We start from the raw sequence: 13,372 nt of genomic DNA, 5'->3' as shown, positions 1-13,372 counted from the left end.
CCGTCACGGTTTCTCCCGTGACGGCTTTTCGACAGCCCGCGTGCGACCTGCGCAACCGGGCCCGCTCATTCCATCGCTTACTCGCCCAGATACGCGGCGCGCACCTTCGGATCGTCGAGCATCTGCTTCGCATCGCCTTCCATCGTGACCGTGCCCGAATCCATCACGTAGCCGCGGTCGGCCGCCTGCAGCGCGAGGCGCGCGTTCTGCTCGACCAGCAGCACCGTGATGCCCTCCTTCGAGATCTCGCGCACCACTTCGAAGATCTTCTCGACCATGATCGGCGACAGGCCCATCGACGGCTCGTCGAGCAGCAGCAGCTTCGGCTTGGACAGAATCGCGCGCGACATCGCCAGCATCTGCTGCTCGCCGCCCGACAACGTGCCCGCGAGCTGCGTCGCCCGTTCCTTCAGGCGCGGGAAGAAGCCGAACATCCGGTCGACGTCCTTCTTGATCTGCTCCTTGTCGTTGCGCAGGTACGCGCCCATCTGCATGTTCTCGACGATCGACATCCGCGCGAAGATCCCGCGGCCTTCCGGCACCATCGCGAGGCCGCGCTTGAGCAGCTCGTGCGGCGGGATGCCCTTGATCGACTTGCCGTCGTACTCGATGTCGCCCGCCGAGTACGGCTTGAGACCCGTGATCGCCTTCATCGTCGTGGTCTTGCCGGCGCCGTTCGCACCGATCAGCGTCACGAGCTCGCCCTGACGGACTTCCATGTCGACGCCCTTGACGGCCTGGATGCCGCCGTAGTTGACCTGCAAGCCCTTGATTTTCAACATTGCCGCTGCCATCAGTGCACCCCTGCGCCGAGATATGCCTCAATCACCTTCGGGTCCTTCTGCACGTCCTGCGGCAGACCCTCGGCGATCACCTTGCCGTAATCGAGCACCGTCATCCGGTTGCACAGCCCCATCACGAGCTTCACGTCGTGCTCGATCAGCAGAATCGTGCGGCCGTCCGAACGGATCTTGTCGAGCAGGCGCGTGAGTTCGACCTTCTCGGTCGCGTTCATCCCGGCCGCCGGCTCGTCGAGCGCGAGCAGCTTCGGGTCGGTCGCAAGCGCCCGGGCGATTTCCAGGCGGCGCTGGTGGCCGTACGACAGGTTGCGCGACGTGTAGTCGGCGTACTGCAGCACGCCCACGTATTCGAGCAGCTCGATCGCGCGTTCCTTGATCTCGCGCTCTTCCTGGCGTTCGGCCGGCGTCTGGAACACCGCGCCCAGCAGACCGTGCTTGGTGCGCACGTGGCGGCCCACCATCACGTTCTCGAGCGCCGTCATCCCGCCGAACAGGCGGATGTTCTGGAACGTACGTGCGATGCCGGCCTTCGCGACCTGGTGCACGGCCGTCGGCGTGTAGTTCTGGCCGTCCAGCTTGAAGTCGCCGGAGTCCGGCGTGTAGAGGCCCGTGATCACGTTGAAGAACGTGGTCTTGCCCGCGCCGTTCGGGCCGATCAGCCCGTAGATCTCGCCTTCCCTGATCTGCAGGCCGACGTCGGACAGCGCCTGCAGCCCGCCGAAGCGCTTGTTCACGCCCGAGACGGACAGTCGGATTTGCTTGTCGCTCATGTGTTTATCCCCTTGTCCGTTGGTTAAGCGCGCACCGGCTTCTTGCTGTTGCGCTTCGCCAGTTTCGCGATCTTGTCCTCATGCTTCGGCGCGGGCCACAGGCCTTCCGAGCGGTACAGCATGATGATCACCATCGCGAGGCCGTACAGCGCCTGACGGATCACTTCGGTATCGACGATGTCATGACCGAACAGCGCGTGCTGCAGCGGGCTCATCGTCGAGCGCAGGAATTCCGGGAAGATCGCGAGCAGCACCGCGCCGAGGATCACGCCCGGGATGTGGCCCATGCCGCCGAGCACCACGCAGGCCAGCACGACGATCGATTCCCAGAACGTGAACGACTCCGGCGACACGAAGCCCTGGAACGCGCCGAACATCGCGCCCGACAGGCCGCCGAACGACGCGCCCATCGCGAACGCGAGCAGCTTCACGTTACGGGTGTTGATGCCCATCGCCTTCGCCGCGATCTCGTCCTCGCGGATCGCTGCCCACGCGCGGCCGATACGCGAGTGCTGCAGACGCGTACACACCCAGATCACCAGCAGCGAGCAGAGCACGAACAGGTAGTAGTACATGTAGACCGACGGCAGCTGGAAGCCGAACAGCGTATGCGTCTGCGACAGGTTGAAGCCGCCGACGTGCACCGGGTCGATGCCCGTGATCCCCTTCGGGCCGTTGGTGATGTTCACCGGACGGTCGAGGTTGTTCATGAAGATCCGGACGATTTCACCGAAGCCGAGCGTGACGATCGCCAGGTAGTCGCCGCGCAGGCGCAGCGTCGGCGCGCCGAGCAGGATCCCGAAGGTCGCCGCCAACGCCATCGCGATCGGCACGATGAGCAGGAACGGCACGTGCAGGCCGGCCGGCGCGAGCGCCGCGATCCACTCGAACTGCGAGGTCAGGTGCGGCGAGCTCAGGAGCGCCGCCGTGTAGGCGCCCACCGCGTAGAACGCGATGTAGCCGAGGTCGAGCAGGCCGGCGAAGCCGACCACCACGTTCAGGCCCAGTGCGAGCATCACGTACAGCATCGCGAAGTCGAGCACGCGGACCCAGTAGTTGCCGCCGGCCGAGCCGATCACGATCGGCGCGGCGATCACGAGGGCGGCGGTCAGGATGCCGATGACGACGGTCTTGGCGGTGTTGCGCTCTTCGACGAGCGACGTCGACGATTCGATCGGTTGAATGGATGTCATGTTGTTTGCTCCCCTTCCGTTACGCGCGGTCCGCGACACGTTCGCCCAGCAGGCCCGACGGACGGAACACCAGCACGATGATCAGCACGATGAACGCGAACACGTCCTGGTAGTTGCTGCCGAATACGCCGCCCGTGAGGTTGCCGATGTAGCCCGCGCCGAGCTGCTCGATCAGGCCGAGCAGCACACCGCCGACCATCGCGCCGCCGAGGTTGCCGATGCCGCCGAGCACCGCCGCGGTGAACGCCTTCATGCCGGGGATGAAGCCCATGTAGAAGTGCACGTTGCCGTATTCGGACGCGATCATCACGCCGGCCAGCGCGGCGAGCGCGGAGCCGATCATGAACGTCGCCGAGATCACGAAGTTCGGGTTCACGCCCATCAGGCTCGCCGTGTTCGGGCTTTCGGCGATCGCGCGCATCGCGCGGCCGAGCTTGGTCTTGTGCACGAGCAGCAGCAGGCCGCCCATCACGATGAACGCGACCGCGATGATCACGATTTCAGTGACCGAGATCACGGCGCCGGGCGTCGTGTCGGTCGCCTTGATCACGTTGATCGGGTCGGTCGGCAGCAATTGCGGGAACGGCAGCGGGTTGCGCGACCAGATGATCATCGCAGCCGTCTGCAGCAGGATCGACACGCCGATCGCGGTGATCAGCGGCGCGAGACGCGGCGCGCGGCGCAGCGGCCGGTACGCGACGCGTTCGATCGTGAAGCCGACGAACGCACAGACGACCGCGGCGATGCCCAGGCCGATCGTCAGCGTCGCGACGTTGCCGAGTTCGGGAAAGTGGTTCTGCAGCACGGTGATGGCCGACAGCGCGACCATCGCGCCGATCATCAGCACGTCGCCGTGCGCGAAGTTGATGATGCCGAGAATGCCGTACACCATCGTGTATCCCAACGCGATGATGGCGTACACACTGCCGAGCACCAGCCCGTTGAGAACCTGCTGGACGAAAATATCCATTTAAAGCTCCTTGGCCCGTGCGGCCGGAGGACGTTGCGCCCCGCGGGTAAGCGAGGAATCGCGCCTTCTCGGCGACACTGCGGGTACTAGTCGATACCGGTAAGGGTGGATCGTCCCGGCGCGCGCCGCCCGGCCTGTACGGCCGGACCTGCCGCCGGAGCGGATACAAAAACGGCACCGCACTGTTCCGGTGCCGTCATGAGTCCCGTCGCTAAATCGTCACGACATCGAGGACGGTGTTCGTGGCCTCCTTGAAGTCGTGGGGCAGCATGCCGAGACGGCCGTCGTCCGGTTTCCCGGCATCCGTGCCTTGGCCCGTCCAGTGCCATGCAAGCATCGCGCCCGGACGGATCGGATTCCGCGCCGCGTCGCCCGGCAAGGCATTGCGGCAGCCGCGCCCGACTGTCGTCAGGACTGCATCGGAATCCATCGTACGAACCAGACGACGCGCCACGCCACGGTGGGGCGCGGCGGCGCGCTGTTTCGTCGAATCGAATTGAAGGAGGGACAGTGGCCTCGGCACGCTTTCGGCAACGCCGCGATCGTCCGGCGTCCGTCGACCGGCGGCTTGCCGCGACGCAGCCAGCATGCCCGCTGCCGGCCCGCGCGTCAGGCCAAGCGCGTTGATTTCCTCGATCGTCAAACGTGCCCCGTTTTCCTTGTCCCTGCCCAGTTGCGCGATACGGCGCGCCGATGGCGCCGCACGTCCGGTTCCGGCGACGCGCACGCCGCTGGCCGATGGTGCCGCGAACCCCGCAGCCTCCCTGCCCGCCCCGTCGTCGCTCTTTTTGCTGCAGCCGGCAAGCATTGCAACCGGTGCGGCGACGGACACGGCGTAAGCCAACTTCACATGCATTGAATGGTCTCCCGCGCCTTGCCAAAACCCGTTTCAAAGCCATTCCGGCTTGAAAACGGGCGCATTGTAACTCCATTTATAGGACGCCAATAATCCTGATTCGATGGGGTTTTCCTGCATTGCAACCAATTTTGAGACGCGATCAGGCGCAATGGGAGCAACCGGGTTGCACCATGATCGGGAATAATGGTTGCGATTGGAATTTGGCGGCACAAAAAAAGCGCGCCGGGACGGCGCGCTTCGGTGTTCCGCAGGGTGCGATGCGGCAATCAGGCGGCGGGCGGCAGGTTCAACCCGCGCGGCAGCGGAAACGACACGTTTTCCTCGATGCCGTCGAGTGCGCGGACGTTGCGCACGCCGAGTTCGCGCAGCCGCGCGATCACGGCCTGGGCGAGCACCTCGGGCGCCGACGCGCCGGCCGTCACGCCGATGCGGCGCTTGCCGGCAACCCATGCCGGATCGATCTGGTCGGGTGCGTCGACCATGTACGCGGCCACGCCGCGCTTTTCGGCCACTTCGCGCAGCCGGCTCGAGTTCGAGCTGTTCGGACTGCCGACCACGATCACGACATCGCATTGCGGCGCCATGAACTTCACCGCGTCCTGGCGGTTCTGCGTCGCATAGCAGATGTCCTGCTTCTTCGGCTCGCGGATCTTCGGATACTTCGCCTTCAGCGCGCCGATGATCTCGGCCGCGTCGTCGACGGACAGCGTCGTCTGCGTGACGAGCGCGATGCGCTCGGGATCGGCGAGCTCGAGCTTCTGCACGTCCTCGACGCTTTCGACGAGGTGCATGCCGCGCTCGACCTGGCCCATCGTGCCTTCGACTTCGGGATGGCCCTTGTGCCCGATCATGACGATGTCGACGCCGTCCTGGCGCATCTTCGCCACTTCGACGTGCACCTTCGTGACGAGCGGGCAGGTTGCGTCGTAAATGCGCAGCCCGCGCACGTCGGCCTCGTCGCGCACGGCCTTCGACACGCCGTGCGCACTGAAGATCACGGTGTTGCCGGCCGGCACTTCCTCGAGTTCCTCGACGAAGATCGCGCCCTTCTTCTTCAGATCCTCGACCACGTACTTGTTGTGGACGATTTCGTGACGCACGTAGATCGGCGCGCCGTGCATCGCGATGGCGCGCTCGACGATCTCGATCGCGCGATCGACGCCCGCGCAGAAACCGCGCGGCTGGGCCAGCAGGATTTCGGCGTCGGCGGCGACGGTCTGCCCGGACAGCGTATCGGTGGTACTCATGATTACAGGATTCCGATGATTTTCACTTCGAACGTGAGCGCCTGGCCCGCGAGCGGATGATTGAAGTCGAACAGCGCGGAGGTCTCGCCGACCTCCTTCAGCACGCCCGCGTAGCGACCGCCATCCGGTGCGTTGAACTCGATGAGTTCGCCCGGCGTGAAATCGTCGCCGACCATCCCGTTCTCGCGCAGCGTGGACAGCGTCACGCGCTGGAGCATGTCGGGATTGCGGGGGCCGAACCCCTGATCGGGGGCTAGCTGAAAAGTCGAATGGTCACCGACCCTGAGCCCGAGCAGAATCTGTTCCAGCGACGGCGCCAGTTGCCCCGCCCCCAGCAACAGCGTGGCCGGCTTGTCCGAGAAGGTGTTGACGATGTCGGCGCCGTCGGCCAGTGCCAGCCGGTAATGCAACGTGACGTGGGAACCGGGCTTCACTTCGGATAGATCGATGAGGCTCATGAATTACTCGTTCAGTCGGCGCCCGATACGGCCGAATGGCCCGGCGCAAAGCCAATATTGTAAGTCACCTGAGCGTGCAAGGCGGAAAGTGCGACGACGTCGCGCACGCCGCCCGCCGCCGAATGGAGTTCCGACCATGCCGTCACCCTGCCTCATCCTGCCGTCGGCCGAGTGCCGCGACCCCGCCGACGCACCGGCCGAGCCGCCCGCCCGCGTCATCCCGATCAACCGGCGCAGGCGCCGTCCGGGCGACTGGCGCCCCGAGCGGCCGCGCGAACGGCTGCTGGAGCGCGGGCCGGCCGCGCTGACCGACGACGAGCTGATCGCGCTGCTGCTCGGCACCGGCAAACCCGGTCACGACGTATTCGTCACCGCCCGCGCACTGGTCGACCAGTTCGGTACGTTGCGCGGGCTGCTCGAAGCGAGCGCCGACGATTTCGAGGCGCACCCGGGCATCGGCCCCGCACGCTCCGCGCGGCTCGTCGCGGTCACCGAGATCGCGCGGCGCATGCTGGTGGAGAAAGCGGAAGAACGGATGCAGATCGACTCGCCCGGCGCCGTCGAGGATTGTTTGCGCCTGAAGATCGGCACGCGCCAGTACGAAGTGTTCATGGCGGTCTACCTGGACGCGCGCAACCGGCTGATCGACATGGAGGAAATCGCGCGCGGCTCGCTCACGCGCATGGCCGTCTACCCGCGCGAGATCGTGCGCCGGGCGATGCAACACAACGCCGCGGCGCTGATCGTCGCGCACAACCATCCGTCGGGCGCGGTGCAGCCGAGCGCGGAAGACCGCCGCCTGACTCGCGTGCTGAAAGACGCGCTCGAGCTCGTCGACGTGCGGCTGCTCGATCACGTCGTCGTCGGCGTCAGCGATACTTTCTCGTTCGCGCGGGCCGGTTGGCTGTAGACTGTGGCGCGGCGGCCCATCCCAGGGCGCCGCAACGGCGAAGCGAAATTAGGTTTGATTTTTCTGAACTTTTTCTGCTAGAATCGCCGTCTGTCTTTTTTCCAACCAGTTCTAGCCATCGAAGGGCCTTGTCTGTAAGGGCTACGGCGTTCTGAGTGCAGCCATGGATCACGTGGCGGTACGATGGAACCTTCACCGGCGATCGAACCCCGAATTTAGCGTATTAGGAGTGCTCTCATGGCACGCGTATGCCAAGTAACTGGGAAAGCGCCGATGAGCGGCAACAACGTTTCCCACGCCAACAACAAGACGAAGCGCCGCTTCCTGCCGAACCTGCAAAACCGCCGGTTCTGGGTGGAGAGCGAAAACCGCTGGGTGCGTCTGCGCGTCTCGAACGCCGGCCTGCGCCTGATCGACAAGAACGGCATCGATTCCGTGCTCGCTGACCTGCGCGCACGCGGCGAAGCCTAAGCCCAAGGAGCACAATCATGGCAAAAGGCGCACGCGACAAGATCAAGCTCGAGTCGACCGCTGGTACGGGTCACTTCTACACGACCACGAAGAACAAGCGCAACATGCCGGAAAAGATGGCGATCAAGAAGTTCGATCCCGTCGTCCGCAAGCACGTTGAATACAAAGAAACCAAGATCAAGTAATCTCCGGTTTCTGCCAGCCTGACGGCGACCGAAAAGCCCCGCACATGCGGGGCTTTTTGTTTTGCGCGCACGCGCGGGCCCCCGACGCGGTATGCTCTCCCCTTTCCGCGGCGACAGCCGACGGAACGCAAGATCGAAAAGCGTAACGATGGAGATGCAGCATGAAATTCGACGTGGCGATCGTCGGCAGCGGCCTGGCAGGGCTGTCGGTCGCACTCAATCTGGCCAGCACGCGACGTGTCGCGCTGATCGCGAAACGTTCGATGATGGAGGGGGCCAGCGATAACGCGCAGGGCGGGATCGCGGCGGTCCTCGACTCGGCGGACAGCATCGAGAACCACGTCGACGACACGCTGGTCGCCGGTGGCGGCCTGTGCGACGAAGGCGCGACGCGCTACATCGTCGAGCACGGCCGCGAAGCCATCGAGTGGCTGATCTCGCAAGGCGTGCCGTTCACGAAGGACGACGCGGCCGAACTCGGCTTTCACCTGACGCGCGAAGGCGGCCACAGCCACCGCCGGATCATCCACGCGGCCGATGCGACCGGCCATGCGGTGCTCGCGACGCTGTCGGAACGCGCGCGCCAGCATCCGAACATCACGTTCTTCGAAAACCACCACGCGATCGACCTGATCACGTCCGACCGGCTCGGCCTGCCCGGCCGCCGCTGTCACGGCCTGTATGCGCTCGACGTCGACAACGACCGCACGATCACGATCGAGGCGCCGCACACGGTGCTCGCCACCGGCGGCGCCGGCAAGGTCTACCTGTACACGACGAACCCCGACACCGCGACTGGCGACGGCATCGCGATGGCCTGGCGCGCCGGCTGCCGCGTGTCGAACATGGAATTCATCCAGTTCCACCCGACCTGCCTGTTCCATCCGTATGCGAAATCGTTCCTGATTTCGGAGGCCGTGCGCGGCGAAGGCGGCCTGCTGAAATTGCCCGACGGCACGCGCTTCATGCCCGCGCACGATCCGCGCGCCGAACTCGCGCCGCGCGACATCGTCGCGCGCGCGATCGACTTCGAGATCAAGAAGCGCGGGATCGACTGCGTGTATCTCGACATCAGCCATCAGCCGGAAGCGTTCCTGCGCGAACATTTCCCGATGATTCATGCGCGCTGCCTCGAATTCGGCATCGACATCGCGAAAGAGCCGATTCCCGTCGTGCCGGCCGCGCACTATACGTGCGGCGGCGTCGTCACCGATCTCGCCGGGCGCACCGATCTCGCCGGCCTGTACGCGGTCGGCGAGACGTCGTACACGGGGCTGCACGGCGCGAACCGGCTCGCGAGCAACTCGCTGCTCGAATGTCTCGTGATCGGCCGCGCGGCAGCCGAGGCGATCGAAGCGGCCGGCTTCGACGCCGACACGCCGGCCACGCTGCCCGCGTGGGACGAGAGCCGCGTGTCGGACGCGGACGAGGAAGTCGTCGTGGCGCACAACTGGGACGAACTGCGCCGCCTGATGTGGAACTACGTCGGCATCGTACGCACCGACAAGCGCCTCGAACGCGCGAAACATCGACTGTCGCTGCTGCGCGACGAGATCCACGAGTACTACGCGAACTTCCGCGTGACGCGCGATCTGCTCGAACTGCGCAATCTCGTCGATGTCGCCACGCTGATCGTGAAGAGCGCGCACTCGCGCCGCGAAAGCCGCGGGCTGCACTACAGCCGCGACTGGCCGCACACGCTGCCGAAGGCATTGCCGAGCGTGCTCACGCCGCGCGTGCGCCGCTGAGCGGCACGCCGCCGCCCTTCCCGGCTGCAGCCGCAGCACAAGAAAAAAGGCCGTTGGCGTGTGTGCGCCAGCGGCCTTTTTGTCTGATCGGACGACGTTCGGTCAGTCGACGATCCGCATCGAATAGTCCGTCGCGCGCACATCCTTCGTCAGCGCGCCGATCGAGATGCGATCGACACCCGTCTCCGCGAACGTACGCACCGTATCGAAGTTGACGCCGCCCGATACTTCGAGCACGGCCTTGCCGGCCGCGACGCGCACCGCTTCGCGCATCATGTCCAGCGTGAAGTTGTCGAGCAACACCGACTGCGCGCCATGCGCGAGCGCCGTGTCGAGCTGCGCAAGCGTCTCGACTTCGATCTGCACCGGCACGCCCGATTCGAGTGCGAACGCTGCATCGAGCGCCTCGCCGACACCACCTGCCGCCGCGATGTGGTTCTCCTTGATCAGGATGCCGTCGTACAGCGCGAGACGCTGGTTTTCGCCGCCGCCCACGCGCACCGCGTACTTCTGCGCGAGCCGCAGCCCCGGCAGCGTCTTGCGCGTATCGAGGATCTTCGCGCGCGTGCCCTCCACGCGATCGACGTAACGGCGCGTCGCCGTCGCGACGCCCGACAGCAACTGCAGAAAGTTCAGCCCGTTGCGCTCGGCCGTCAGCAGCGCGCGCGCCGGCCCGTCGAGTTCGCAGACGGTCGAATCCGGCGTCATCCGGTCGCCTTCGCGATAGCGCCATTGCACGACGATCGACGGATCGATCCGCGCGATCACGGCCTCGAACCACGGCACGCCGCACAGCACGGCCTCCTCGCGCACGATGATGCGCGCACGGCGGCGCTCGTCGGCCGGCACGAGGCGCCCGGTCTGGTCGCCGGCACCGACGTCTTCGGCGATCGCATCGGCCACGTTGCGTGCGATCGCCTCGTCGAATGCCGCGCCGTATTGAGCGCGAACGGCTTCGAACAGCGGGGATACGGCGTGGCTCATGCCGCCCCCACGTTCGCGAACAGTGGCTGGTCGCGCTGCAGGTCGCCGCTCGCCTGCACGCGCTTCTTGTGCGCGGCCGCGAATTCGAGCATCCGGTCGATCGGCAAACGCGCGCGCTCGCCGATCGCGGGATCGACGAAGATCTCGTTGTGACCGCGTTCGAGCACGTCGGCGAGGTTCGCGAGGCCGTTCATCGCCATCCACGGGCAATGCGCGCAACTCTTGCAGGTCGCGCTGTTGCCGGCCGTCGGCGCGGCAATGAAGGTCTTGCCGGGCGCGGCAAGCTGCATCTTGTGCAGGATGCCGAGATCGGTCGCGACGATGAAGCGCTGCGCGTCGAGCTTCACGGCCGCATCGATCAGCTGCGTGGTCGAACCGACGACATCGGCCTGCGCCACGACGTTTTCCGGCGACTCGGGATGGACGAGCACCTTCGCGTCCGGATATTCGGCGCGCAGCAGGTCGAGCTCGATGCCCTTGAACTCGTCGTGGACCAGGCACGAGCCCTGCCACAGCAGCATGTCCGCGCCGGTCTTCTTCTGGATATAGCTGCCGAGATGGCGGTCCGGCGCCCAGATGATCTTTTCGCCGCGCGCGTGCAGATCGGCCACGATCTCGAGGCCGATCGACGACGTGACCATCCAGTCCGCGCGCGCCTTCACGGCCGCGCTGGTGTTCGCGTAGACGACGACGGTACGGTCCGGATGCGCATCGCAGAATGCCGAGAATTCGTCGACCGGGCAGCCGAGGTCGAGCGAACAGGTCGCGTCGAGATCGGGCATCAGGATCCGTTTGTTCGGGCTCAGGATCTTCGCGGTCTCGCCCATGAAGCGCACGCCGGCGACGACCAGCGTCTGCGCGTCGTGATCGCGGCCGAAGCGGGCCATTTCGAGCGAATCCGCCACGCAGCCGCCCGTTTCGTCGGCCAGTTCCTGCAGTTCGGCATCCACGTAGTAGTGGGCGACGAGCACGGCCTTCTCGCGGGCGAGCAGTGCCTTGATGCGCGCCTTGAGGGCGGCGCGCTCTTCGGCGGACGGCGCATCGGGCACCTTGGCCCATGCTTGCCCGACACTACAGACGGTCCCTGCCGAAACCGGCCGGTCGTACTCGACGGATTTGATCGTCGATTGCATCTCCATATCTCCTGTCGGCAGGAGCGCGTGCTTCAGCACTGACTCCTGCCCCATGCTTCGCGGTCGGCCGGAGGTGGCGTTTCGGCCTTCACTCCAGCCCATCCCGTACGCTCGCCCGGGCGCGCGCCACGTCCGCACCGGCCCAAGCCTCATACGAATTCCGGCACCGCCGGTCATCTGCCCAAAACCGGCGGCCCAAATGAAAAAACCCCGCCAACGCGGGGTTTGTGACGTCCTGAGATTCTAATCGATTTCGAATCAGGCGTAGCGACGCAGGCGTGTCGCGAATTCCTGCAGCGCCTTGATGCCGCTTTGTTCCGCGCGATGGCACCAATCCTGCAATTGGGCGAGCAGCTGTTCGCGCGACGCGGTCGAACGATCCCAGATCGCGGCGAGATCCTGGCGCAGCTGGAAGTACGTATGCAGCTTCTGGCTGTTCGCGAAGATTTCCGGCAGCAGCTTCTTCTGCGGCTCGTCGAGGCCGTCGGCGTCCTTGTGGAACCACTTGCGCGCGCTGCGCATCAACTGGTACTTCTCGCTCGAACCGAGTTCCTTCAGGTGCGCAAGCTCCTGGCGGTACGCACGCTTCACGGCCTTGCCGTAGCGCGCCATCACTTCGTAGCGGTTCGACAGCACGGCCTGCAGCGTTTCCTGGTCGAGCACCGTCTTCGGCTTGTTCAGGCGCGGCGTGGGCGCGACCTTCTTCACCTTCGCGAGACCGAACGCCGACATGATGCGGATGTACATCCAGCCGATGTCGAACTCGTACCACTTGTTCGACAGCTTCGCCGACGTCGCGAACGTGTGGTGGTTGTTGTGCAGCTCTTCGCCGCCGATCACGATGCCCCACGGGAACAGGTTCGTGCTCGCATCGGCCGAGTTGAAGTTGCGATAGCCCCAGAAGTGACCGAAGCCGTTGACGACGCCCGCCGCCCAGAACGGAATCCACACCATCTGCACGGCCCACACGGTCAGGCCGAGCACGCCGAACAGCGCGACGTCGATGACCATCATCAGGCTCACGCCGAGAATCGGGTACTTCGAGTAGAGATTGCGTTCGATCCAGTCGTTCGGCGTGCCGTGGCTGAACTTGCGCATCGTCTCTTCGTTCTTCGCTTCCGCGCGGTACAGCTCGGCGCCTTCGAGGAACACCTTCCAGATGCCGCGCGTCTGCGGGCTGTGCGGATCTTCCTCGGTCTCGCACTTCGCGTGGTGCTTGCGGTGAATCGCGGCCCACTGGCCGGTCAGCATGCCGGTCGTCATCCACAGCCAGAGGCGGAAGAAATGGCTTGCGATCGGATGCAGCTCCAGCGCGCGGTGCGCCTGGCAGCGGTGCAGGTAGACCGTCACGCCGATGATCGTGACGTGCGTGACGGCGAGCGCGAACAACGCGACCTGCCACCACGAGAAACGCAGGAGCCCGTGGGAAAGAAAATCGAGCAGGGAATTCAACAAGGCAGTTACCTGTGATGAGAGCGACACCAAGGTGGCGTCAGAAGAATGAAAGCATACCGCGTGTAGACCAGAATTTTACTTCAACCGTTCCAAGTCTTTGTAAAAAATGAATATTTTCTTGCCCTGACGCAATCCGCGCGGTCCACGGGCGGACTGGGAACGGGCCGCGATCCGGTTTCGACCGCGAAA

The 13,372-nt window shown here is 65.2% G+C and carries 14 protein-coding genes; 4 read left to right on the top strand and 10 right to left on the bottom strand.

The window, feature by feature from the left end:
- Positions 1-77: 77 nt before the first annotated feature.
- The 7 genes from HWX62_RS21145 to HWX62_RS21115 form a co-directional block, all read right to left on the bottom strand.
- Positions 78-794 (bottom strand): ABC transporter ATP-binding protein, encoded by a 717-nt coding sequence (locus tag HWX62_RS21145; RefSeq protein ID WP_175930470.1) that lies wholly within the window; start codon positions 792-794, stop codon positions 78-80.
- Positions 794-1,570 (bottom strand): ABC transporter ATP-binding protein, encoded by a 777-nt coding sequence (locus HWX62_RS21140; RefSeq protein WP_175930469.1) that lies wholly within the window; start codon positions 1,568-1,570, stop codon positions 794-796. The genes HWX62_RS21145 and HWX62_RS21140 overlap by 1 nt, the downstream gene beginning before the upstream one ends.
- Positions 1,571-1,593: 23 nt before the next feature.
- Positions 1,594-2,763 (bottom strand): ABC transporter ATP-binding protein, encoded by a 1,170-nt coding sequence (locus HWX62_RS21135; protein WP_175930468.1) that lies wholly within the window; start codon positions 2,761-2,763, stop codon positions 1,594-1,596.
- Positions 2,764-2,782: 19 nt separating this feature from the next.
- On the bottom strand, positions 2,783-3,733 hold the full coding sequence (locus HWX62_RS21130) for a branched-chain amino acid ABC transporter permease (protein WP_175930467.1): 951 nt from the start codon (positions 3,731-3,733) through the stop codon (positions 2,783-2,785).
- Positions 3,734-3,944: 211 nt separating this feature from the next.
- Positions 3,945-4,589, bottom strand: coding sequence for an amino acid-binding protein (locus HWX62_RS21125; protein ID WP_175930466.1), 645 nt, complete (start codon positions 4,587-4,589; stop codon positions 3,945-3,947).
- A 269-nt stretch (positions 4,590-4,858) separates the two neighbouring features.
- Positions 4,859-5,839, bottom strand: coding sequence for a 4-hydroxy-3-methylbut-2-enyl diphosphate reductase (gene ispH, locus HWX62_RS21120; RefSeq protein ID WP_006488968.1), 981 nt, complete (start codon positions 5,837-5,839; stop codon positions 4,859-4,861).
- 2 nt (positions 5,840-5,841) lie between these two features.
- Positions 5,842-6,297: a peptidylprolyl isomerase gene (locus tag HWX62_RS21115; RefSeq protein WP_034208176.1), complete on the bottom strand. Its 456-nt coding sequence runs from the start codon at positions 6,295-6,297 to the stop codon at positions 5,842-5,844.
- 136 nt (positions 6,298-6,433) lie between these two features.
- On the opposite strand from HWX62_RS21115, the gene radC reads away from it, so the two are divergent.
- From radC to nadB, 4 genes are all read left to right on the top strand, one after another.
- Positions 6,434-7,207, top strand: a complete 774-nt coding sequence (radC, locus tag HWX62_RS21110) for a DNA repair protein RadC (protein WP_175930465.1) — start codon at positions 6,434-6,436, stop codon at positions 7,205-7,207.
- Positions 7,208-7,444: 237 nt separating this feature from the next.
- Positions 7,445-7,678: a 50S ribosomal protein L28 gene (gene rpmB, locus HWX62_RS21105; RefSeq protein ID WP_004186391.1), complete on the top strand. Its 234-nt coding sequence runs from the start codon at positions 7,445-7,447 to the stop codon at positions 7,676-7,678.
- A 17-nt stretch (positions 7,679-7,695) separates the two neighbouring features.
- A complete protein-coding gene (rpmG, locus tag HWX62_RS21100) occupies positions 7,696-7,863 on the top strand; it encodes a 50S ribosomal protein L33 (RefSeq protein ID WP_006478046.1) in 168 nt (55 codons plus the stop codon).
- A gap of 161 nt (positions 7,864-8,024) precedes the next feature.
- Entirely contained in the window at positions 8,025-9,611 is a 1,587-nt protein-coding gene (nadB, locus tag HWX62_RS21095; protein WP_175930464.1) for an L-aspartate oxidase, read from the top strand.
- A gap of 102 nt (positions 9,612-9,713) precedes the next feature.
- Here nadB and nadC read toward each other — a convergent pair whose 3' ends face one another.
- The 3 genes from nadC to HWX62_RS21080 all read right to left on the bottom strand — a co-directional run bounded on the left by nadC (position 9,714) and on the right by HWX62_RS21080 (position 13,183).
- On the bottom strand, positions 9,714-10,595 hold the full coding sequence (gene nadC / locus HWX62_RS21090) for a carboxylating nicotinate-nucleotide diphosphorylase (RefSeq protein WP_175930463.1): 882 nt from the start codon (positions 10,593-10,595) through the stop codon (positions 9,714-9,716).
- The gene (nadA, locus tag HWX62_RS21085) at positions 10,592-11,728 is read right to left on the bottom strand and encodes a quinolinate synthase NadA (protein WP_175930462.1); all 1,137 of its coding nucleotides are present in this window, start codon (positions 11,726-11,728) and stop codon (positions 10,592-10,594) included. Before nadA ends, nadC begins: the two co-directional genes overlap by 4 nt.
- Positions 11,729-11,986: 258 nt before the next feature.
- Complete coding sequence (locus HWX62_RS21080; RefSeq protein ID WP_175930461.1) at positions 11,987-13,183, bottom strand: acyl-CoA desaturase; 1,197 nt, start codon at positions 13,181-13,183, stop codon at positions 11,987-11,989.
- Positions 13,184-13,372: the final 189 nt, after the last annotated feature.

This window comes from Burkholderia sp. BCC0506, assembly GCF_902833145.1.
GTDB lineage: Bacteria > Pseudomonadota > Gammaproteobacteria > Burkholderiales > Burkholderiaceae > Burkholderia.
The sequence above is the reverse complement of the archived record's forward strand: the minus strand, read 5'-3'. Positions and strand labels throughout refer to the sequence as shown.